Origin of the sequence: Shewanella sp. 5_MG-2023 (genome assembly GCF_030547465.1) — a bacterium.
Classification (GTDB): domain Bacteria; phylum Pseudomonadota; class Gammaproteobacteria; order Enterobacterales; family Shewanellaceae; genus Shewanella.
The window spans coordinates 1-22442 of the sequence record NZ_JAUORC010000016.1; the positions used below are offsets into that span (position 1 = coordinate 1).

General features: G+C 41.6%; 11 protein-coding genes and 1 tRNA gene. 8 read left to right on the forward strand and 4 right to left on the reverse strand.

Annotated elements, in window-relative coordinates; translation table 11 throughout:
* Positions 1–2: 2 nt before the first annotated feature.
* Positions 3–75, reverse strand: a tRNA-Asn gene (locus Q4557_RS10890).
* Between the two features lie 1424 nt (positions 76–1499).
* On the opposite strand from Q4557_RS10890, the gene uvrB reads away from it, so the two are divergent.
* Positions 1500–3539, forward strand: coding sequence for an excinuclease ABC subunit UvrB (gene uvrB, locus Q4557_RS10895; RefSeq protein ID WP_102531716.1), 2040 nt, complete (start codon positions 1500–1502; stop codon positions 3537–3539).
* Between the two features lie 167 nt (positions 3540–3706).
* Here the strand turns inward: uvrB and asnS are convergent, their stop codons facing one another.
* Together asnS and Q4557_RS10905 are read right to left on the reverse strand one after the other, a co-directional pair.
* Complete coding sequence (gene asnS / locus Q4557_RS10900) at positions 3707–5107, reverse strand: asparagine--tRNA ligase (RefSeq protein WP_102438161.1); 1401 nt, start codon at positions 5105–5107, stop codon at positions 3707–3709.
* Positions 5108–5645: 538 nt separating this feature from the next.
* Positions 5646–6239, reverse strand: coding sequence for a CoA pyrophosphatase (locus tag Q4557_RS10905; RefSeq protein WP_102438159.1), 594 nt, complete (start codon positions 6237–6239; stop codon positions 5646–5648).
* A 404-nt stretch (positions 6240–6643) separates the two neighbouring features.
* On the opposite strand from Q4557_RS10905, the gene malQ reads away from it, so the two are divergent.
* The 6 genes from malQ (at position 6644) to Q4557_RS10935 (ending at position 18959) form a co-directional block, all read left to right on the forward strand.
* The gene (gene malQ, locus Q4557_RS10910; RefSeq protein WP_303412648.1) at positions 6644–8830 is read left to right on the forward strand and encodes a 4-alpha-glucanotransferase; all 2187 of its coding nucleotides are present in this window, start codon (positions 6644–6646) and stop codon (positions 8828–8830) included.
* A 54-nt stretch (positions 8831–8884) separates the two neighbouring features.
* Complete coding sequence (glgB, locus tag Q4557_RS10915) at positions 8885–11122, forward strand: 1,4-alpha-glucan branching protein GlgB (protein WP_303412650.1); 2238 nt, start codon at positions 8885–8887, stop codon at positions 11120–11122.
* Positions 11123–11124: 2 nt separating this feature from the next.
* Positions 11125–13254 carry a glycogen debranching protein GlgX gene (gene glgX, locus Q4557_RS10920; RefSeq protein ID WP_303412652.1) on the forward strand — a complete coding sequence of 710 codons (2130 nt, stop codon included), beginning with the start codon at positions 11125–11127 and terminating at the stop codon, positions 13252–13254.
* On the forward strand, positions 13241–15754 hold the full coding sequence (locus Q4557_RS10925; protein WP_303412654.1) for a glycogen/starch/alpha-glucan phosphorylase: 2514 nt from the start codon (positions 13241–13243) through the stop codon (positions 15752–15754). The genes glgX and Q4557_RS10925 overlap by 14 nt, the downstream gene beginning before the upstream one ends.
* A 55-nt stretch (positions 15755–15809) precedes the next feature.
* Entirely contained in the window at positions 15810–17072 is a 1263-nt protein-coding gene (glgC, locus tag Q4557_RS10930; protein WP_102438149.1) for a glucose-1-phosphate adenylyltransferase, read from the forward strand.
* Between the two features lie 162 nt (positions 17073–17234).
* The gene (locus tag Q4557_RS10935; RefSeq protein ID WP_368506494.1) at positions 17235–18959 is read left to right on the forward strand and encodes a glycogen synthase; all 1725 of its coding nucleotides are present in this window, start codon (positions 17235–17237) and stop codon (positions 18957–18959) included.
* A 164-nt stretch (positions 18960–19123) separates the two neighbouring features.
* Here the strand turns inward: Q4557_RS10935 and pabB are convergent, their stop codons facing one another.
* Positions 19124–20539 carry an aminodeoxychorismate synthase component I gene (gene pabB / locus Q4557_RS10940; protein WP_303412656.1) on the reverse strand — a complete coding sequence of 472 codons (1416 nt, stop codon included), beginning with the start codon at positions 20537–20539 and terminating at the stop codon, positions 19124–19126.
* A gap of 157 nt (positions 20540–20696) precedes the next feature.
* Here pabB and Q4557_RS10945 point away from each other — a divergent pair, with 157 nt between their 5' ends.
* On the forward strand, positions 20697–22238 hold the full coding sequence (locus Q4557_RS10945) for a fumarate hydratase (RefSeq protein ID WP_303412658.1): 1542 nt from the start codon (positions 20697–20699) through the stop codon (positions 22236–22238).
* Positions 22239–22442: the final 204 nt, after the last annotated feature.

Consider the following 22442-nt stretch of genomic DNA (forward strand, 5'->3'; position numbering starts at 1 on the left):
GGCTCCCCGGACTGGACTCGAACCAGTGACATACGGATTAACAGTCCGCCGTTCTACCAACTGAACTACAGGGGAATCGTCTTTAGCAATGTATTGCTGAGAACGGAGCGCATAGTAAAACGCCCTGATCAATCCGTCAACTCGAGATATAAAAAAAAGTGAAAAATTGATGTTAACTGCTCACCTAATACACATTGAGGCTTATAAATGGCCGTTATGGGTGTTTTTTAGTTAACTTATTTTTTGATTAAAACAGCTTTTAGAAATAAATGCTTGGTATTTCTAAAGCTTATATTTTCATATCGGCGCTAAAACAAGCTGATTTAAATGTTCAATACGCCTAATGTCACTTTTAGATTACTTTTTAGTGCTCAAGTGAATCTGCAAATAAGCCTGCCTGGTCAATTTAAGCTTTATGGTCATTACCACTTGTCGCAACTAAAGGACAGTTAAACGCTTCTATATAAGCTAAGTTCAAGCAAGCTGAGTAAAATAAAGACGTATCCCACTGCTTGGTCAAGCGGCTAATATAAGATGCTCGCTGTACATTTATAGGGCGACTTGAGTTATAGCGTTTGCTGGCTTGATATCTCTAGTCATAACTGCCATCAAATTGATCCATCAGCTAGCGCTATTCGTAACGTTATTAATTGGATTTAAAATTGATTGAAGCTTTGCTTATGTCACAAGGCTGGTATCAGCGCTTATTCACCATTCTTAACAACACCGAATAGGGAATACCAATAAAGGTTGCGCAGCAGTTTGTTTCACTCTTGGCAGAATAGTTAAAAATGGAGTAAGTATACTAGTAGTAATGGGTGATATGCAGCTTGAGTGTACTGAGCTAACGTCTTGATTAAAGTAAGTCAGGATATAGACTCAAGCAGGTATTTTAAGCTAAATGCTTGATGTTAATCACATGCTATTTAATTTGCTAAAACCTAATAATCGAAACAGTGCAATTGTTATGTAAATTTTTTCTAGTTCGTAAGTCTAACTTTCAAATGTAATTTTATTTCATGATAGTTTTTTTACGATTTTATTAAACCGCACCTATTGAAATAGCCCATCAGTATTGGGTTAGAGTGACTTATCCACTAAATCTGTGGATAAGCCTGTGTGTTACTCTTGAAATATGCCCTCAAGCCCTTATAAACATTGGTAGTGACTTAAAATCTACCAATATTCAGCATAAATAAAATTCTGTTTAATTTCATAGTGATAAGAAATGCAATGCTTTTATTCTAATGAATGTTGTTTAGCGAGCCTTAATGTAAACAAGCTTAAGTTAATGTTGTGTATTAAATGGTGCATTCATGAAGGGATTTAGGCACTTTGTTCACCTAATGCAGCCTAAAACTCCGTTTGTAGCAATATTTCATATTTCTAAGCTTGAAATGTAATAAATTACTGCTAAGTGTTGTTTTCTATAAATCTCATTCGCAAAGATGGATGGCTTCAGTATAAAATGCACCTTCAACAAAGAAGGATATATCCTAGTGTCAGAATCGGTTTTTAATCTTGTATCAGACTATACACCTGCTGGTGATCAGCCCACGGCAATCAAGCAATTAGTTGATGGCTTAGATGCAGGCGTGGCTAAGCAGACCTTATTAGGGGTTACGGGCTCTGGTAAAACCTTTACGGTAGCCAATATTATTCAAACCTTAGGACGCCCAACGATTATCATGGCGCCAAACAAAACCCTTGCAGCGCAGTTATACGGCGAAATGAAAGAGTTTTTTCCTAATAATGCCGTAGAGTATTTTGTTTCTTATTATGATTATTATCAGCCAGAAGCCTATGTTCCGGCGTCAAATACCTTTATTGAAAAAGATGCCTCGGTCAATGCGCATATTGAACAAATGCGGCTCTCTGCAACCAAAGCCTTATTAGAACGCAAAGACGTGGTGCTGATAGCCTCAGTGTCGGCAATTTATGGTTTAGGTGACCCCGAACTTTATATGAAAATGCTATTGCATCTTCGTCAGGGTGATCTGATGGGACAAAGAGACATCATTACCCGCTTAGGTGAATTGCAATACACTCGCAATGATATTGATTTACAGCGTGGTACTTTCAGGGTTCGCGGTGAAGTGATTGATGTCTTTCCTGCTGAATCAGAGCGTGATGCAATACGAATTGAATTATTTGATGATGAAATTGAGCAGCTCAGTGAATTTGATCCATTAACAGGGCAGGTTACTAAGCGCTTAGCAAGAACCACAGTCTATCCTAAAAGTCACTATGTCACTCCTCGTGAAACGATTATCGAAGCAACGGAACATATTAAGGAAGAGTTAAGAGAACGCCGTCAGGAGCTTTTGGATAACAATAAGCTAATAGAAGCGCAGCGGATCTCCGAACGGGTGCAATACGATATTGAAATGATGGTCGAACTGGGTTATTGCTCTGGTATTGAAAACTATTCACGCTATCTATCAGGTCGTACAGAAGGCGATGGGCCGCCTACCTTATTAGATTATCTACCAGCAAATGGCCTGCTGATTATCGATGAATCACACGTTACTGTGCCACAAATTGGCGCTATGTATAAAGGTGATAGAAGTCGTAAAACAACCCTAGTGGAATATGGCTTTAGACTACCGTCAGCGTTAGATAACCGGCCGCTTAAGTTTGAAGAGTTTGAGCAATTAATGCCTCAAACCATTTTTGTCTCTGCCACGCCCAGTGATTATGAGTTTGAACAAAGTGATGGCGAAATTGCAGAGCAGGTGGTTAGGCCGACAGGTTTATTAGACCCTGAATTAGAAGTGCGCCCAGTGGCGATACAAGTAGATGATTTGTTATCTGAAATTCCAAAGCGTGTCGCGGCCAATGAAAGGGTTTTAGTCACAACCTTAACCAAACGGATGTCAGAAGATCTTACAGAATACCTCGATGAACATGGGGTGAAAGTACGCTATTTACATTCAGACATCGATACCGTTGAGCGAGTCGAAGTTATTCGTGACTTAAGGCTTGGCGTTTTCGATGTATTGGTGGGGATTAACTTACTTCGTGAAGGACTCGATATGCCTGAGGTGTCTTTAGTGTGTATTCTTGATGCTGACAAAGAAGGCTTTTTGCGCTCTGAGCGCTCTTTAATCCAAACCATTGGCCGCGCTGCACGTAATGTTAACGGTAAAGTGATCTTATATGCTGACAAAATTACCAACTCTATGGCAAAAGCCATGGAAGAAACCGAACGTCGCCGCACCAAACAACATGAGCATAACCTGAAATTAGGCCAAGTACCTAAAGGGGTAGTTAAGAAAATCACCGATGTGATGGACTTAGGCGATCCTCACCGTGGTAACAGTAAACATCAATATACCGCCTTCGGTAAAGTTGCAGAGAAATCGCCTGAATATGGCGATAAAGACACTAAGGTGCTAAGTGTTGCAGAGTTAGCCAAGCAGATTGATGTACTTGAAAAGCAGATGCATCAACATGCGCGAGACCTTGAATTTGAACAAGCTGCAGCCTTAAGAGATGAAGTAAAACAATTGCGAGATAAAATCATTATTAACAGTTAACGATTAAAATATCAGTTCTTAAAAAACCTATTAAGTAATGGCTTAAAGTGATAATTACTTTGCTGAGAGCCTTTTTTATTGAATGAAATTCAAAGGTATTTTGCCATATTTAAGCCATAAAAAAACGCGCTAATTAAGCGCGTTTTTATTGAGTGAGCCAGTTAGATTTAGAAGTTGGCTGACTTAGGTGAACGTGGGAATGGGATCACGTCTCGGATATTGCTTACGCCAGTAACATAAGATACTAGACGCTCAAAGCCTAAACCAAAACCTGCGTGTGGCACAGTGCCATAACGACGTAGATCACGGTACCACCAGTAATCTTCTTGGTCTAAGTTCATCTCAGCAAGACGAGCATCAAGAACGTCTAAACGTTCTTCACGTTGTGCGCCGCCAATAATTTCACCAATACCTGGTGCTAATACGTCCATTGCTGCTACAGTTTTACCGTCATCATTAAGACGCATGTAGAATGCTTTGATGTCTTTAGGGTAGTTTTTAACAACAACAGGCGCTTTAAAATGCTCTTCAGCAAGGTAGCGTTCATGCTCTGAATGTAAGTCGATACCCCATTCAACATCAAACTCAAACTTCTTATCACAAGCTTTAAGAATCTCAATGGCATCAGTGTAATCGATTTGGGCGAAGTCACTGGTCACGAATGCTTCTAAACGCTCAATGGCAGTTTTCTCTACTCGTTGAGCAAAGAATTCTAAATCATCACGACGTTCTTCAAGAACGGCTCTGAAACAGAATTTCAGCATGTCTTCAGCAAGTTTGGCCGCATCATCTAAATCAGCAAAAGCCACTTCAGGTTCAACCATCCAAAATTCAGCTAAATGACGGCTAGTATTTGAGTTTTCAGCGCGGAAAGTCGGGCCAAAGGTATACACTTTTGATAATGCACAAGCGTAAGTTTCAGCATTTAACTGACCTGATACGGTTAAGAATGATTCTTTACCGAAAAAGTCTTCGCTGTAATCAACCGTGCCTTGATCGTTACGGGGTAGATTTTCTAAATCTAACGTCGAAACGCGGAACATTTCACCCGCGCCTTCAGTATCAGAAGCAGTGATAAGTGGTGTAGAAACCCAGATATAACCTTGTTCATTGTAAAAGCGATGGATAGCTTGAGATAAACAGTTACGAACACGGGCCACTGCGCCAATAATGTTAGTGCGTGGGCGAAGATGAGCTAATTCGCGTAAATGCTCAATTGAGTGACGCTTAGCAGCCATAGGGTAAGTATCAGGGTCTTCAACTAAACCTGCAACTTCAACCTTGGTTACTTGCATTTCAAATGCTTGGCCTTTACCCGGAGATTCAACAACTTCACCAGTCATGATCACAGAGCAACCAGCAGTAAGCTTTAGCACTTCATTGGTATAATTTTCTAAATTATTCGGTACAACACCTTGAATAGGATCAAAACATGAACCGTCATAAACGGCTAGAAATGAAATACCAGCTTTAGAATCGCGGCGTGAGCGAACCCAACCACGTACCGTAACTTGCGAACCGATCGCAAAGTCACCTTTAAATACAGAAGCGACAGATGTAATGCTCATTGTTGCTTAGTTCTCCAATGAATCAATGATATAAATAGGGGCTTTATATTACCTTGAAATGGGCTTTTCACAAGGGTAAAAGCCGCTTGCAGGCAGATATTTTCACAAGTTTTAACAAACCCAGCAGAATCTGCTTAAAAATATTGCGGCAATATTACTTTTTTATCTGAAAATTCAGTTATAAGCGTATGACAAAGTGATGTATTTAAAACCTGCCAAACTTAACTAGCGGTGATATGTAGATGACCAAGGCTAATACAAGTCTTACTTAGGCTGCTATCAGTGGCTGGCGCTTAGCCGTTTACCAGTTTGGGGATTTTAGTGAGACTTATGCTAATAGAAGCCGCTGTTATAGCGATTTAAATTATAGCTAGTTCCAATATAGCGAGCTCAAAAGGATTGAGAACCGATTATTCTGGGAGCCTGCTTTAACTGTAACACTTGAATATGTCACAGGTAGCGGGTTTGTAATTCGCTAGCTTATTTGAATGGTTGTTATCATCTCGTTTGTAGGGAAACTAAACTTAAGTTTCTTTTATTAACCATTAAAAACGTTAGCTGAATTGTTTAAATGACAACAGAGTAAATTAATGATTGCCGCTGTTACTCCCCAAATGAATTTACCTTGATAGGGCATATAATGGACATCATAAAAGCTGCCATGACGTTGATACTGAATACTGTGTCGATTTTTAGGGTTTAAAAAGTGTTTAAGTGGCACCCAAAAAGCCTCGGCGACTTCTCCTGGATCTAGCGCTATCTCAAAAGGTTGTTTAACAATGCCGATAACTGGGGTTATTTCAAATCCGGTAAAGGTTGTATGGGGCGGAAATGTACCGATCACATCAACATTTTCAGGTAATAAGGCAATCTCTTCTTCAGCCTCTCTAAGGGCAGTAAAAATCATACTGCTATCTTGTTTATCTACTTTACCGCCAGGGAAACTAAATTGACCTGGGTGGGCGCGTAAATGTAATGCTCTTTTGGTTAGCAACAGTTGAAGCTCGCCATCTACTTCGAGTAAAGGCACTAATACCGCGGCTTTTCTAGAGCGAAGCTCTTTTGGTGGGGAAACAATATGGTTTGTTAATGTTTGCAATGAAAAGTGAATATTGAACTGCGTAGTATTCATCAAACGTCCCAGATAATCATATTGGTTTTATAAAAATAAAATGGCGCAAGTCTTCCCTTTAAATTAGCACAATAACCGTAAGTTTGACGGTTTTCAGCTGTTTATAAGCAAAGTTTTATGGCTGTTATTTTACTTTATAGGCCCTGCAGTAAAATTGGGTTTGGTTTTTTTGCACGTTTGCTGTGCGTTAATGCACCAAAGTGATTGTTTTTAATTACGCTTTTAATTTCGTTTTAAACAAGTTTGTAAATTTAATTTACAATCAGTTGGTTTTAAGATCTTGAAATTTAATCTTTTTATTCTGTAATCTGATTGAAATTAAACTGTCGTTAAACTGTGATGTTGTGCTGGCATGGTAACTGCTGGGTTATTAATCAGTTAAGACATTCGCGAGGGCGACAAATATGGGACTAGGGAAGTTACTGTATTTGCAAGGCGTAGGCGCTGAGTTTATAGATTGCTTTGGCAACAATGTACAGATCCAGCCTCTAGATAGAAATGGAATTTTACAATCCATGTGTGTTAATGATGCATCAACTAAAGGTGCATCAACGAGTGACACGCTAAATAATATTGCTGCTAATCGTTCTTTTGTTAGCTCGACTTTAAGCGATGAATTTATTCAGCAACGGATTTTTGAATTAGATGCCGCGCCATGGTTACAGCCTCTGCATGGGTTTCAATGGAGCTATGTGGATGACCCTATTGTTGAGTTTCATTTACCTGAGCATTTTACTGGCAGCATAAAAGTTGAGATTGAAATTGAACATGGTGATAAATTTCATTTTCCAATCAGCCTCGGCCAAATGCGGGTTGTGGGTGATTATGGCATTGATGGTATCAGTTATCTTAAATATCAGTATCAATTAAATGATGACATTAATGCCCCGCTAGGCCTTGGTTACCACGGTATCAGTGCCACTGTTGAATCTGCAAGCTCCAGTGAAACATATACCGGTCAATTAATGATTGCGCCGCGCAGCGCCTATGTTCATGCTGACAGTAAAACAGCCAAATGGGGGCTTAGCACCCAACTTTATAGCCTTACTAGCCAAAGCCAGTGGGGGATTGGTGACTTTAATGATTTACAAAAGCTCATCGAGTTAGCTGCTGCCAAAGGCGCAGATTTTATTTTACTAAACCCATTACACGCTCTGGATTTACCAGAAAGTGCCAGCCCTTATAGCCCATCAGATAGACGTCGACTTAATCCGTTATACATTCACATCGAGTCAGTGGCTGAATACGCTGCCATTGAAGGGGTTATAACTTCTAAGCTTTGGCGAAATAAACAATATCAATTAGCTCAGTCTAGATTGCTTGATTACTGCGAGATACATGAAACTAAATTTTCTATTTATCAAATGCTGTTTAACGCGTTTATTAAAGAGCATAAAAACAACCACAGTAAACGCTATCTAGACTTTGCCTGTTTTAAGCAACAGCAGGGTGAAGGTTTAAGCCAATATGTCACCCACCAGCAACAGCGAAATTCGTGTTTTACAGATGCAGAATTTCTGTGTTATTTACAATTTATCGCTTATGAGCAATTACTTCAGTGTCAGGCAAAAGCCAAAACTGCAGGCATGTCCTTAGGGCTAATTCGTGATATGGCAGTCGGTGCCTCGCCTACGGGGGCTGAAGTCTGTGCAAATATCGATAATTTTTGTACCAATGCCAATATTGGTGCACCGCCAGATCCTTTTGCCCCTCAAGGGCAAAACTGGGGTTTAACGCCATTTGACCCTATCAAATTAGCCCAGCATAAATTTGAGCATTTCATTGATTTGATCCGCTCGAATATGGTGTCTTGTGGCGGTTTACGAATTGATCATGTCATGGGCTTATTACGCTTATGGTGGTGGCCTAAGCAGGAAGGTTTAGGCAATGGGGCATATGTGTATTACCCATTGGATACTTTATTAGCCATTTTGTGCCTAGAAAGTCAGCGAGCCCAATGTGTGTTAATTGGCGAAGACCTTGGCATAGTGCCGCCAGAAATTGTCGCCAACCTAGCTAAAGCAAAAATATTTTCAAACGAACTATTTTACTTTGCTAAACATCATGACGGCTTTATGAACCCCGCCTTTTATAAGTCTCACAGTTTGATGATGCTAGCAAACCATGATGTGCCGACATTAACGGCGTGGTGGACTGCGGCAGATATTGAATTACGGCATCAGTTAAATCTGTATGACAACGAGCAACAACTTGATGAGGCGAAATCGCTAAGGCTGATAGAGAAACAACAACTACTGGATTTACTTAGTCAGCATCATCTTATCAAAGCCAATATTGTGATGGGTGAAGTTGATTTTGAGCAATTAATGCTTGCTTGGCTCCAGTTATCGGCATCGGGTAATTCAGCCCTATATAGCATTCAAATTGACGATCTGATCGATGAAGTCAAACCGATAAACATTCCCGGTACTTGGAAACAATACCCCAATTGGTGTCGACGCTTAAGTCGCACTTTAGAACAAATTTCAGCAGATTCAACAGTCAATAACAGGCTCGATGCCATCAATAAAACCAGACGTAGCAAATATATAGATGGCAGCGGCAAGCCTGAATGGGCTGTTTACGGCTAATGCGAATAACGAACAGCGTAATCATTAATTCAAACATTTATGGAGCAATGCAAAATGACTAATAATGCCCCTTATTTTAATCATGGAACCGATACCGCATTACTGAGTGGTAATTTTACTGATGTATTTTCATTACTGGGTATGCATAAAGCCGACAATGGCAAATCTTTGATCGTTAGATGCTTCGTCAAAGGTGCAATAGAAGTTGAAGTGATCAGTCTAAAAGATGGTAAAAAAGTCGCTTCATTAACCCAAGTTGATGAGCAGGGTTTATTTGCTGGCACTATGGGACGACGGGTTAAGCCATTTTTATATAGCTTAAAAGTGACTTATCCAATGAGTATTGAAACCATAATCGATCCCTACCAGTTTGGCAGCTTGCTGAATGATGATGACATCTACTTATTTGCTGAAGGAAAGCAGCAAAAAAGCTACCAATTTCTAGGTGCGAACTGGAAGACTATCGCAGGTGTAGAAGGTGTTCATTTTTGTGTCTGGGCGCCGAATGCTCAAAAAGTTGCCGTAGTAGGTGATTTTAATCATTGGGATGGCAGAGCCCATATCATGCGCTTTCATCCTAGTAATGGCATTTGGGAAATATTTATTCCCAATGCTGTTGCAGGCCAATTTTATAAATTTAGTGTCACTACACAAGATGGCGCTTTAACTGAAAAAGCCGACCCTTATGCGATTCAAATGCAAGCAGCGCCGGGTAATTCATCGGTTGTTCCACACAAAACTGATTATAAATGGCAAGACAAAAAATGGCTTAAGCAGCGCGCAAAACAGCAACTACATCAATTGCCTATGTCTGTTTATGAAGTTCATCTCGCTTCATGGAAGCGTAAAGGTGAGTGGGGCGATAGTTACCTCAGTTATCAAGACTTAGCTGATGAATTGATTCCATATCTTAAAGAAATGGGCTTTACCCACCTGCAACTGATGCCAATCAGTGAATACCCATTTGATGGCTCTTGGGGTTATCAACCTGTTGGTTTATATGCAGCAACTTACCGCTTTGGTGATCCCGTTGGCTTAAAAGCCTTTATAGATGAATGTCATCAACATGATATTGGAGTTTTATTAGATTGGGTGCCGGCTCATTTCCCTAAAGACCCTCATGGACTGGCTAAGTTTGACGGCAGTTGTTTGTATGAACATCAAGATCCACGTCAAGGGGAGCATCCTGACTGGGACACTTTAATATTTAATTACGGCCGCGGCGAAGTACAAAGCTTTTTACTCAGTAATGCCTGTTATTGGCTTGAAGAGTTTCACTTCGATGGGCTAAGGCTAGATGCCGTGTCTTCCATGCTATATCTCGATTACAGCCGAGAATCTGGTCAATGGCTGCCTAATGAGTATGGCGGACGCGAAAACATTCAAGCCATTGAATTTTTGAAATTGCTCAATGAGCGAATCTATGCCGCCTACCCAGGTGTCACTATGGTGGCAGAAGAATCAACCGCTTGGGGCGGAGTGACTGACACCACTGAAAATGGTGGCTTAGGCTTTGGCTTTAAGTGGAATATGGGCTGGATGAATGACTGCTTGAGTTACCTTAGTCGCGATCCCATTTACCGTAAACATCACCACCATGAAATGACCTTTAGCTTAGTGTATGCCTATACCGAGCAATTTATTTTGTCCTTAAGTCACGATGAAGTGGTGCACGGTAAAGGCTCGTTACTGCATAAAATTCCCGGTGATGATTGGCAAAAGTTTGCCACCTTAAGAAGCTTTTTAGGCTTTATGTGGGGCCATCCAGGTAAAAAACTGCTGTTTATGGGCACAGAGTTTGCCCAACGTGATGAGTGGAATCATAACCAAAGCCTAGATTGGCATTTACTGCAATACGCGCCGCACCAAGGCATGCAAGATTGGGTTAGAGATCTCAATAGCTTATACAGTGAAAGCCCAGCCTTATATGAACTGGACCATCAGCCATCAGGTTTTCAATGGCTGGATTGTGATAATGGTGATGCCAGTATCTTTAGTTTTATTCGCTATGCCAAAGACAGTGGGCAGCATTTAATATTTGTGGTCAATATGACCCCGCAAGTGCATTACGACTTTAGGGTCGGTTTACCTTCTGAAAATGATTATATCGAAGTGCTCAATAGTGATAGCCCGTGTTATGGCGGTAGCGCGGTAAGCAATGACACCATTATTAATACCGATGTTGACTGGCAAGGGATGGCACGCAGTGGTCTGGTGACTGTACCGCCATTGGCGACGATTGTGCTCAGTGTTAAGGCCGCCCGCACCAGTTTAGAATCTGAAGAGGATTAACTATGGAATCGGTTAACCCTTTGCTTACAGGAAAGCCTTACCCCTTGGGCGCCAGCGTTGATGATAATGGCGTGAACTTTGCGCTATTTTCAGCTAACGCCACCCAAGTGGTGCTATGTCTTTTTGACGAGTTTGGGCTTAACGAACAACAATTTCCGTTAACCCAAAAAACCAGACAAATTTGGCATGGTTACTTGCCACAAGCGAAAGCGGGTACCTTATATGGTTATCGGGTTTATGGACCCTATCAACCCTTACTTGGGCACCGCTTTAATCATCATAAACTATTGCTAGACCCTTACGCCAAGCAGCTGTTTGGTGAACTTGAAGCTAACGATGCAACTTATGGCTATCAAATTGATAGCCCTGATTCTGATTTATCTTTTTGCAGCAAAGATAACGCCAAATACATGCCCAAATGCTGTGTAGTAGATGACAGAGCACTAAGAAACAGACCGGTTAAAAGGCTTAATATTCCTTTAGAGCAAACCATCATTTATGAAACCCATGTGAAAGGTTTTAGTGTGTTAAATCCTGAAGTAAATGATGATATTAAAGGCACTTATGCTGGCCTTGCAGCCCCCAGCAGTATCCAATATTTAACCCAGTTAGGGGTTAACTGTGTTGAACTACTGCCAGTGCAAAGCTTTTTCAATGAGCCATTTTTAATCGAAAAGAACCTCAGTAATTACTGGGGCTACAACAGTATTGGATTTTTTGCACCCAACGCAGCTTATATGAGTGGCGAGAGTATTACTGAGTTTCGTGACATGGTTGATAGCCTGCACGATGCGGGTATCGAAGTGATCTTAGATGTGGTTTATAACCATACCGCAGAAGGCAGTCGTTTGGGGCCCACCTTAAGCTTTCGCGGCATCGACAACGCCAACTATTATCGATTGGTGTCTAACGAACAGCGTTTGTATATCAATGATACCGGTTGTGGTAACACCTTTAATTCCAACCATCCGCAAGTGTTGCAATTGATTATGGACTCATTGCGATATTGGGTTGAAGTCATGGGAGTCGATGGTTTTAGATTTGATTTAGCCAGTTGCTTAGGCCGTGAAACCTATGGTTTTGATCCAGGATGCGGTTTTTTTGATGCCTTAGCGCAAGATCCCGTGCTGTGTCAGGTGAAACTGATTGCAGAGCCTTGGGATATTGGCCCTGGGGGTTATCAGCTGGGTAATTATCCTATTGCCTTTAGTGAATGGAACGATCGCTACCGAGATACTATGCGCCGTTTTTGGCGCGGCGATCATGGCATGCTCCCTGAATTTGCCAGACGCTTTCATGGTTCAGATGATTTTTTTGAACACCATGGTCGCAGTCCGTCGGCGAGTATCAATTTCATTACCAGTCATGATGGTTACACCTTAAAAGACTTAGTCAGTTTTAACCAACGGCATAACTTGGCCAATGGTGAAGGAAACCGTGACGGCCATCATGAAAACCTTAGTGCCAATTACGGCGAAGAAGGCGAAACCAGCAAAGTTGTGATTAACCAAACTCGTCAACGTCAGCAACGAAACTTTCTTGCCACGCTATTGCTGTCTCAAGGGGTACCCATGATCTTGTGTGGTGACGAGATGGGTCACAGTCAGCAAGGCAATAACAATGCTTATTGTCAAGACAATAAGATTAGCTGGATAGACTGGCAAACTATTGATTGGTCATTAGTTGAATTTACCTCGCAATTAATTAACTTACGTCAGCGCTTCCCGATTTTATGTCATAAAGACTTTATTCATGTACCTGATAATAAACGTGATAGTGGCTTTGTTTGGTATGGGCGTGATGGCGAACCTATGTCCAAACGCCAATGGAGTGAACAAAGCTGTCGCAGTTTGGCGGTGGTGATAACTTCCGGTGAATTGGCGCAACAACCCCACGCACTATTACTGCTACTCAATGCTGATGTTGAAAATCAATCATTTACCTTACCGAGTTTAAATTGTTACGGCCCTTGGCAATGCTTGCTGTCAACCCAAAACCTTAATAACGACAATTTAGCGCAAAGTGAATTGATTAAAGAAAGTAAGGCAGTACTCCAAAGTCGAAGCCTGATGTTATTTCATGCCAATTTTCAACTAGTTCAAGATAAGGAATTAATCGATGACAGTCACTAAAAGGAAAACCCGCGAGAAAAAACCGGCCACTAAAGCGGCTAAATCGACACTCAAAAGTGAACCAAAAAGTAATGACCATCTAGATTGCGATCCTTGTGACAGTTTAGATGCCACCTTTAAGCGACAGCTTCAAGGGGTGTTAAGCCGTGATGAAAATGCCACCAATGATATGTATGGGGCGTTAGCGTCAGCGGTTAAAGCCAATTTACTGCAGCAATGGCGAGAAACACGCTTAAAGGATAACCAATATCAGCAAAAACAAGTGGCTTATTTATCGCTGGAATTTTTAATGGGCCGCACTTTAGGTAATGCTTTACTCAGTTTAGATTTAACTGACCAAACTCGTGAAGCACTAAATAGCTACGCAGTAGATTTAGAAACCTTACAAGAAGCCGAGCTTGATGCTGGGTTAGGCAACGGCGGTTTAGGCCGCTTAGCCGCGTGCTTTTTAGATAGTTGCGCTAGTTTAGACCTTGCGGTTGTTGGTTATGGTATTCGCTATGAATACGGCATGTTTAAGCAAAAAGTGGTTGATGGATATCAAATAGAGCAACCGGATCGCTGGTTAAGAGAAGGCAATCCATGGGAAGTGAGATTAGCCAATCACACCATTAGTGTGCCATTTTTTGGCCATACTGAATCCTATGTCGATCTACAAGGTCATCGTCATTATGTGTGGATTGATACTCAAGATGTCAACGCAGTGCCACACGATATGCCAGTACCCGGCTATAAAAACGATCGGATTAATACGTTAAGGCTGTGGAAAGCTGAAGCCACTGATGATTTTGATTTAGCAGAATTTAATGATGGTGATTATACCGAGGCCGTGGCCCGTAAAAATATGGCCGAGCAAATTACCATGGTGCTGTACCCCAATGACGCCAGTGAAAATGGTAAAGAGCTGCGTTTAAGGCAGCAGTATTTTTTATCTTCGGCCAGTTTACAGGACATTTTACTGCGCTATGTGGCGGTTCATGGCAGCGATTTTAGTCGCTTTAGTGAGCTTAATGCCATGCAACTTAATGATACTCACCCCAGTATTTCAGTACCTGAATTAATGCGTTTGCTCATGGATACCTATGGCTTGGATTGGGATCAAGCATGGGATATTACCTCAAGCAGCGTGGCATACACTAATCACACCTTGCTACCAGAAGCGCTAGAGCGCTGGCCTGTGCGCATGCTAAAGCACATGTTGCCACGCATTTTGGACATTATTTATGAAATTAATGCCCGTTACCTCGAAGCCGTTGCTCACCATTGGCCAGGTGATAATGACAAATTAGCGGCGATGTCGATTATCGAAGAAGGCCACGAACCCCATGTGAGAATGGCATACCTTGCAATTGTGGCTAGCTTTTCGGTTAATGGCGTCGCAGGTCTGCATACCCAATTATTAAAGTCTGGTTTGTTTAATGATTTTTATCAGCTATGGCCACACAAATTCAATAATAAAACCAACGGTGTGACGCCAAGGCGCTGGCTGGCCCATTGTAATCCGCGCTTGGCACAGCTAATTACTCGCCGTTTAGGTGATAGTTGGGTGACCGATTTAACCCAGCTAACAGCCCTTAATGCCTTTACCGATGACCAAGCCTTTTTGAAGCAGTGGCAGACCGTCAAATTTGATAACAAGGTAGATTTAGCCAAATTAGTGGCAGCTGAGTGTGAGGTTGAGTTTGACCCTAAGATGATGTTTGACGTACAGGTTAAGCGCATTCATGAATACAAACGCCAGTTACTGAATATATTGCATGTTATTCATTTATATCAACGCATTGTGGCGGGTGATACCCAAGGGATGCAGTCCCGTTGTGTGCTGATTGGCGGCAAAGCGGCGCCTGGTTATGCCATGGCCAAGCAAATCATCAAACTCGCCAATAATGTGGCCCATATGGTGAACTCAGATCCTGTGGTAACGCCATATTTACGTTTTGCTTTTTTGCCAAACTATAACGTCAGCGCCATGGAAAAAATTTGCCCGGCCACAGATTTATCTGAGCAAATCTCCACTGCTGGTAAAGAAGCATCGGGCACCGGCAATATGAAATTTATGATGAATGGCGCTCTCACCATAGGCACCCTCGATGGTGCAAACGTTGAAATGCTTGAAGAAGTGGGTGATGACAACTTCTTCTTATTTGGTCTTAATGCTGACGAGGTTAGTCAGCTTAAATCTCACTACAACCCCCATCAATATATTCAACAGTCACCCGCACTCAAACATGTGTTAGAGATGCTTAAAAGTGGCCATTTCAATTTAGTGGAACCGGGTATTTTTGACAGCATTATTGCTGCCATTGAAGACCCATATGATCAATGGATGATCGCCGCCGATTTTGATGCATATCGCGTTGCACAAGAAAACGTCGCTGCTGCCTATGCCAATCAAGAACACTGGACTCAAATGAGTATTAGAAATACTGCATCCAGCGGACGTTTTTCTAGTGACAACACTATTAGTGCGTATCGTGACGACATTTGGTTTGCCAAATAATCACGCCATTATATTTTCAGCAAGTTGCTGAGTTTAAAGTTAGGAGTCTTAATATATGTCAAATGCTCGTTATATTAGTAATCTTACCCGTGATACCTATGCATTAATTCTAGCTGGTGGTCGAGGCTCTCGCTTACATGAGTTAACCGATTGGCGTGCTAAACCGGCGTTATATTTCGGAGGTAAGTTCCGCATTATTGATTTTCCATTATCAAACTGCATTAACTCAGGGATCCGCCGAGTTGGGGTTGTCACCCAATACAAATCTCACTCGTTAATTCGCCATGTTAGCCGTGGTTGGGGCCACTTTAAGAAAGAGTTAGGCGAGTCAGTGGAAATCTTGCCAGCATCACAGCAAACCTCAGGCAACTGGTATGAAGGCACTGCTGATGCGGTATTTCAAAATATCGATATTATTCGTCATGAGTTACCTAAATACGTGATGGTGTTATCTGGGGACCACGTTTATCGAATGGATTATGCCGGTTTACTGGCCGCTCATGCGGAATCTGGCGCTGATATGACAGTGTGCTGTTTAGAAACGCCCATTCCTGAAGCTGCTAATGCGTTTGGGGTAATGGAAGTGGATGAAGATATGCGGGTGGTCGGCTTTGAAGAAAAACCTGCCGTGCCAAAATCTATTCCAGGTAATGAAGAGTTTTGTTTAGCATCGATGGGCAATTATGTGTTTAACACTAAGTTTTTATTCGATCAGTTAAAGAAAGATGCCAATAACGAAAACTCAGACCGAGATTTTGGTAAAGATATTATTCCGTCCATTATCGAGCACGCCAATATATTTGCTTTCCCGTTCACCAGTGCAGTACCTGATGAGCCAGCATACTGGCGTGATGTTGGCACCTTGGATTCATTTTTTCAAGCCAATATGGAGTTATTGTCACCCACACCAGCACTGAATTTATATGATGCTAAATGGCCAATTTGGACTTATCAGGAGCAACTTCCACCCGCTAAATTTGTTTTCGATGATGATGATCGCCGTGGTATGGCGGTAGATTCAATCGTTTCTGGTGGTTGTATTATTTCAGGTGCTAAGGTCAAGCGTAGTGTGCTGTTTGATGAAGTGCGGGTGTGTTCATACTCATTAGTGAAAGACTCGGTGTTGTTACCTGATGTAGTGGTACTTAAAAATTGCCGTATTCAAAATGCCATTATTGATCGCGGTTGTATCATTCCTGAAGGTATGGAAATTGGCTTTAATCGTGCCCAAGATATTGCCCGTGGATTTAGGGTGTCAGAAAAAGGCATAACCCTAGTTACTAGAAAAATGCTCGGTTTACCTACGGGTTATGAGTAATTGATTTAGTCGACTTATTCAATTTAGTCGGCTTTTCAATTTAGTCGGCTTTTCAATTTAGTTGAGCTGCAGGTTTACCCTTTGGTTAAACTTGGCGGCTCAGCATTTTACATCATGTAACACCGAATAAAAAACCTAATAGCATTTAAAAGGTATTCACTAGTGAAAAAAGTATTAATGATCGCAGCTGAGAACGACGCGATATCTGGCGCGAAAGTCGGTGGTATGGCTGATGTTATTCGCGACTTGCCTCCAGCATTAGCAAGCGAAGATATTATTGTGGATGTGGCTATGCCTAATTATGGCTATATTGCACAAACTTATAATGCTAATAACATCGGCACTGTAGCGGTAAAATTTGGTGCTAATATTGAAATCGTCAGCGTGGCGCTGATGCCAAGACCCAGAACCAGTGTTGACGGCAATACAAACCTTAACAGCCAAGTATACTTATTTGAGCATCATTTATTTAATAGCGAGGGTAATCAAGTTTATTGTGCAGGCAGTAATGATAGGCCCTTTGCTGATGACGCCACTAAGTTTGCCTTATTTAATTTAGCGGTAGCCCAAGCTTATATTGATGGTTTAATCCCCGAAGTTGATGTGATGCATATGCATGACTGGCACGCCGGAATGCTGGTGATGTTACGGGCATTTGACCCACAATATGCCATGTTAAAGCAATGCCAATGTGTATTCTCAATTCATAATTTAGCCCTGCAGGGCATAAGACCAATACGTGATGATGTCTCATCATTTGCTGCATGGTTTCCTGAGCTAACGCACCTTTTAACAGATGAGCAAAAAGCTCATTTAAGCGATCCACGATATCCTAACTGTGTAAACCCAATGAAAATGGGTATTGAGCTCAGTGACAAGGTACATTTAGTGTCGCCGACCTATGCTCATGAGGTGTTAATGGCATCCGATCATCAAAATGGTTTTTTTGGTGGTGAAGGCTTAGAAGCATCCATGTTAGATAAACATAATCGTGGCGATATTGTTGGTATACTCAATGGCTGCGTTTATGAGAATGATGACAGTGGTGTTAATGATAGTGGTGTTAATGATAGTGGTGTTAATGATAGTGATGTTAATAGTGCTGAAAGTGAATTGACCACTGCAAAACCTGATAAGAAAACCGCCTCCCAATCGATCAATCAGCTATTAGTGAAATCACAAGATGCAGTCATTAAATGGTTAGGTAAAACAGACTCTGCTCGCAGTGTCGATCAAATAGCTTTAGTGCGTTTACAACAATGGCAAATGCAACAAATCAACCAAGCGAGCTCGATTGATTTCTTAATGACATCAGTAGGGCGGTTAACAGATCAAAAGGTGTTGCTGTTACGTCAGCCTTATCCCGCTGAGGCAAGCAGTGCCGGCCAAAGTTTATTAGACGCTATGTTGATTGAGTTAAAACGATTAAAACCCCAAGGGGTGTTTATGCTACTGGGGAGTGGCGATCATGTCATAGCCAAAGAGTTTCAACAGGTCGCATCAAGGCACAGTAACTTTGTGTTTATTAATGGCTATGATCAGCAATTATCCGATGAACTTTATCAGTTAGGTGATTTGTTTGTCATGCCAAGTAGCTTTGAGCCTTGTGGTATCAGCCAATTATTAGCCATGAAGCAAGGTCAGGTGTGTATTGCCCATGGGGTAGGTGGTTTACGAGATACCATTAAAGATCAGCAAACCGGTTGGTTATTTGAAGGTCATAATTTAGCTCATCAAGCGGAACAATTTATTCAGGTGTTAATTAACGCCTTAAGCTTGAGTAATGAGCAACCTGAGCAATATCGTCAAATGGAGATTGCTGCCAGTCAAGAACGCTTTAGCTGGCAACAGGTGGCTAAGCAATATCGCCAGCAGTTATACAGTTGAATACCTTTTTACTACTAAGTTAAAGGTTAAGTAAAGCGGCAGTGTGATGATTGTGAGATTTAACTCAACCCTTAGCTTAGTTAAGTTTTAGCTGAGTTAACTTTCGTAAGCTTCAGCTTAACCCTTAACAGAGCTATTACTATGGTTGAATTAATATGCTTGTTTTAGAGCTTTTCTAATATAGGCAGAATCTTACTGACCTTATCAAAGCATTCTTGATACTCAGCATCGGCATTAGAATCTGCCACTACACCGCCACCGGCCCAGCAATAAATCTTATCTTCTTCAGTCAGCAAGGTTCTAATGGTAATGCTGGTATCCATAGTGCCATCTTGACTGATATAACCAATACTGCCGCAATAAATACTGCGTCTTGATGGCTCTAATTCTTCGATAATTTGCATGGATCTAATTTTGGGCGCGCCAGTGATAGAACCACCCGGAAAGGCTGCCTTGATAATATCGATGGCAGACAAATTAGCCGCGAGGGTAGCTTCAATGGTGCTCACTAAATGATGCACCGCAGGGAAGCTTTCAATATCAAATAACTTGGGCACATTAACCGACCCCGCAGTGGCGACTTTACTGATGTCATTACGCAGCAAATCCACAATCATCACGTTTTCAGCGCGATCTTTTACTGAGTGCTGTAACTGCTGGGCTTTTTGTTTATCAATTTCAGCATCTGCTGAGCGAGGCAAGGTGCCCTTAATAGGCTTAGTAGAAATCTTATCACCAGAAAGTTGAATAAATCGCTCTGGCGAAATTGACATTATGCAGTGATTATCCAATCTCAAGAAGGCTGAAAATGGGGCTTTATTGGCTGCTGATAACGCGCAATAAGCTTGCCATTCATTGCCATGATAGTTAGCTGAAAATCGCTGAGTTAAATTTATTTGATAGCAGTCGCCAGAATGCAAATATTGTTGCACCCGATTAAATTTGTCTTGGTATTGCAGGCTTGTAGTTTGATTAGCCCAAGGAGAGGTTAGTTTGAATTTTGGCTGCGTGGATTTGTTTTTGGTTATTTTATTAGTAGCGACTTCAATTTTATTCAATGCAGTATCAAGGGCAATTTGGCCTTGATAATGTAAACCAAACCAACATTGCTGCTGATAGCAATAGATTAAGCAAAAGTCATAAAAACCCACGCTCATTTCAGGCAAGTGAATATCTTGGATAGCACTGTCTGGCAGTTTTTCTATCACTCTACCCAAGTCATAACTAAAGCTACCTAATGCGCCGCCGCTAAAAGGGAACTTGCATGGCTGTTTTGTCGGGTAAAGTAATTGCTGCAGCTGAGTTAGATTATAAAAAACAGCTTGCTTACTATCAAAGCTTGCTAGTAACGGGCTTAACGCTTCATCGACAATAGTGAGTTTACTGAGGTTTTTTTGATATGTTAAACAAGCAATTGGACTAATAACGATAATGTCGTATTTGGCATCAGTATGGGCTGCGTTGGCCGAATCTAACAGCATAGCCCAAGGCTGGTGGCAGAAATGTTCAAACAAGGTGTGCGTACTAATATCCCAATCCAGTTGCTGAATTGCCAGTGATTGCTTGCCCCGAGAATGCATGTTGTAACCTATTTAAAATGTGATGTAGCCCAAAAACGTTGGAAAGAGTATCATATTGTCCCTGAAAGGATTAATAGCTAATTGAATGCAATTTTAAAATTGCATTCATATAAAAATAAAACAAGTTATGCCGCAATGGCTGCTGGAGCGCCCCTATATGTCTACAAACTCATCTGCTAATGTCGTGATCAAGCAAGCTGACTTTATTGAAAGCATTGCTGATTCTCTGCAGTATATTTCGTACTACCATCCTAAAGATTTCGTTGATGCAATGGCTAAGGCCTACGATCGTGAAGAAAGCGAGGCAGCAAAAGATGCCATCGCACAGATTTTGATTAACTCACGTATGTCAGCAGAAGGTAAACGTCCTTTATGCCAAGACACAGGTATTGTGACCAGTTTTGTCAAAATTGGTATGGCAGTGCAGTGGGACAAAACCGATATGACTATTCAGGAAATGGTAGATGAAGGTGTACGCCAAGCTTACCTGAATCCTGATAACCCTTTACGTGCATCAATCGTTGCCGATCCTGCAGGTTCCCGCAAAAACACTCGCGATAACACGCCATCTGTAGTTCATATTGATATGGTGCCAGGTAATCATATTGAAGTCATGATCGCAGCAAAAGGCGGCGGATCAGAAAACAAATCAAAAATGGTGATGTTAAACCCGTCAGATGATATTGCTGCGTGGGTTGAAAAAACCTTACCGACTATGGGCGCAGGTTGGTGTCCGCCAGGTATGTTAGGCATAGGTATTGGTGGCACAGCTGAAAAAGCCGCGGTACTTGCAAAAGAGTCGTTAATGGACCCGGTTGATATCCATGAGCTAATGGAGCGCGGCGCTGAAACCACTGAAGAGAAGCTTCGTTTAGATATCTTTGAACGTGCCAACAATACGGGTATTGGCGCGCAAGGCTTAGGCGGCTTGACCACGGTACTTGATATTAAAATTAAATCAGTGCCGACTCACGCAGCGTCAAAACCTGTGGTAATGATCCCTAACTGCGCAGCAACACGTCACGTGCATTTCCATTTAGATGGCACTGGCCCTGCTGACTTAGTGCCGCCATCATTAGCTGATTGGCCTGAAATTACCCGTGAAGCAGGTGAGAATACTCATCGTGTTAATTTAGACACAGTCACTCAAGCTGAAATCGAAACCTGGAAAAGCGGCGATACCTTATTACTTAACGGTAAAATGCTAACAGGTCGTGATGCGGCTCATAAGCGCATTCAAACCTTGATTGAATCAGGTGAAGGTTTACCTGATGGCGTCGACTTTACTGGTAAATTTATTTACTACGTAGGGCCTGTAGATCCAGTAGGCGATGAAGTTGTGGGCCCTGCAGGCCCAACAACCGCAACCCGTATGGATAAGTTCACTGATCTTATGCTAGATAAAACAGGTTTGATGGGCATGATTGGTAAGTCTGAACGTGGGCCACAAACCGTTGAATCAATCAAAAAACACAAAGCCGTTTATTTAATGGCTGTCGGCGGCGCTGCTTACTTAGTATCTAAAGCGATTAAGAAATCTCGTGTGGTGGCTTTTGAAGACTTAGGTATGGAAGCTATCTATGAATTTGATGTTCAAGATATGCCTGTTACCGTGGCTGTGGATACTCAAGGCGTTAATGCCCATGAAACAGGTCCGGCAATTTGGAAAGTTAATATTGCTAATGCCAAAACCAAATAAGCGTTAATTTTAATTTCACGTTATGGTTTTTGTGGTTAATTTAGTCAAATAGCGCAAATAATCTCGCTCAGGTTTGGATTGTGTCAAAATCCTATTGCCTGAGCGTTTTTGTTTGGGTAGTGTGCTATCAGTACTTATTATTGGTATTTTTGAAACAGTGTACTTTCAGTCTGTAAACTGTTTGATAACAGCATTTCATCGATT

Coding starts and splice junctions, on each gene's coding strand:
- asnS (WP_102438161.1), bottom strand. CDS start 5,107: ATGAGCATTACATCTGTCGCTTCTGTATTTAAAGGTGACTTTGCGATC.
- Q4557_RS10905 (WP_102438159.1), bottom strand. CDS start 6,239: ATGAATACTACGCAGTTCAATATTCACTTTTCATTGCAAACATTAACA.
- malQ (WP_303412648.1), top strand. CDS start 6,644: ATGGGACTAGGGAAGTTACTGTATTTGCAAGGCGTAGGCGCTGAGTTT.
- glgB (WP_303412650.1), top strand. CDS start 8,885: ATGACTAATAATGCCCCTTATTTTAATCATGGAACCGATACCGCATTA.
- glgX (WP_303412652.1), top strand. CDS start 11,125: ATGGAATCGGTTAACCCTTTGCTTACAGGAAAGCCTTACCCCTTGGGC.
- Q4557_RS10925 (WP_303412654.1), top strand. CDS start 13,241: ATGACAGTCACTAAAAGGAAAACCCGCGAGAAAAAACCGGCCACTAAA.
- glgC (WP_102438149.1), top strand. CDS start 15,810: ATGTCAAATGCTCGTTATATTAGTAATCTTACCCGTGATACCTATGCA.
- pabB (WP_303412656.1), bottom strand. CDS start 20,539: ATGCATTCTCGGGGCAAGCAATCACTGGCAATTCAGCAACTGGATTGG.
- Q4557_RS10945 (WP_303412658.1), top strand. CDS start 20,697: ATGTCTACAAACTCATCTGCTAATGTCGTGATCAAGCAAGCTGACTTT.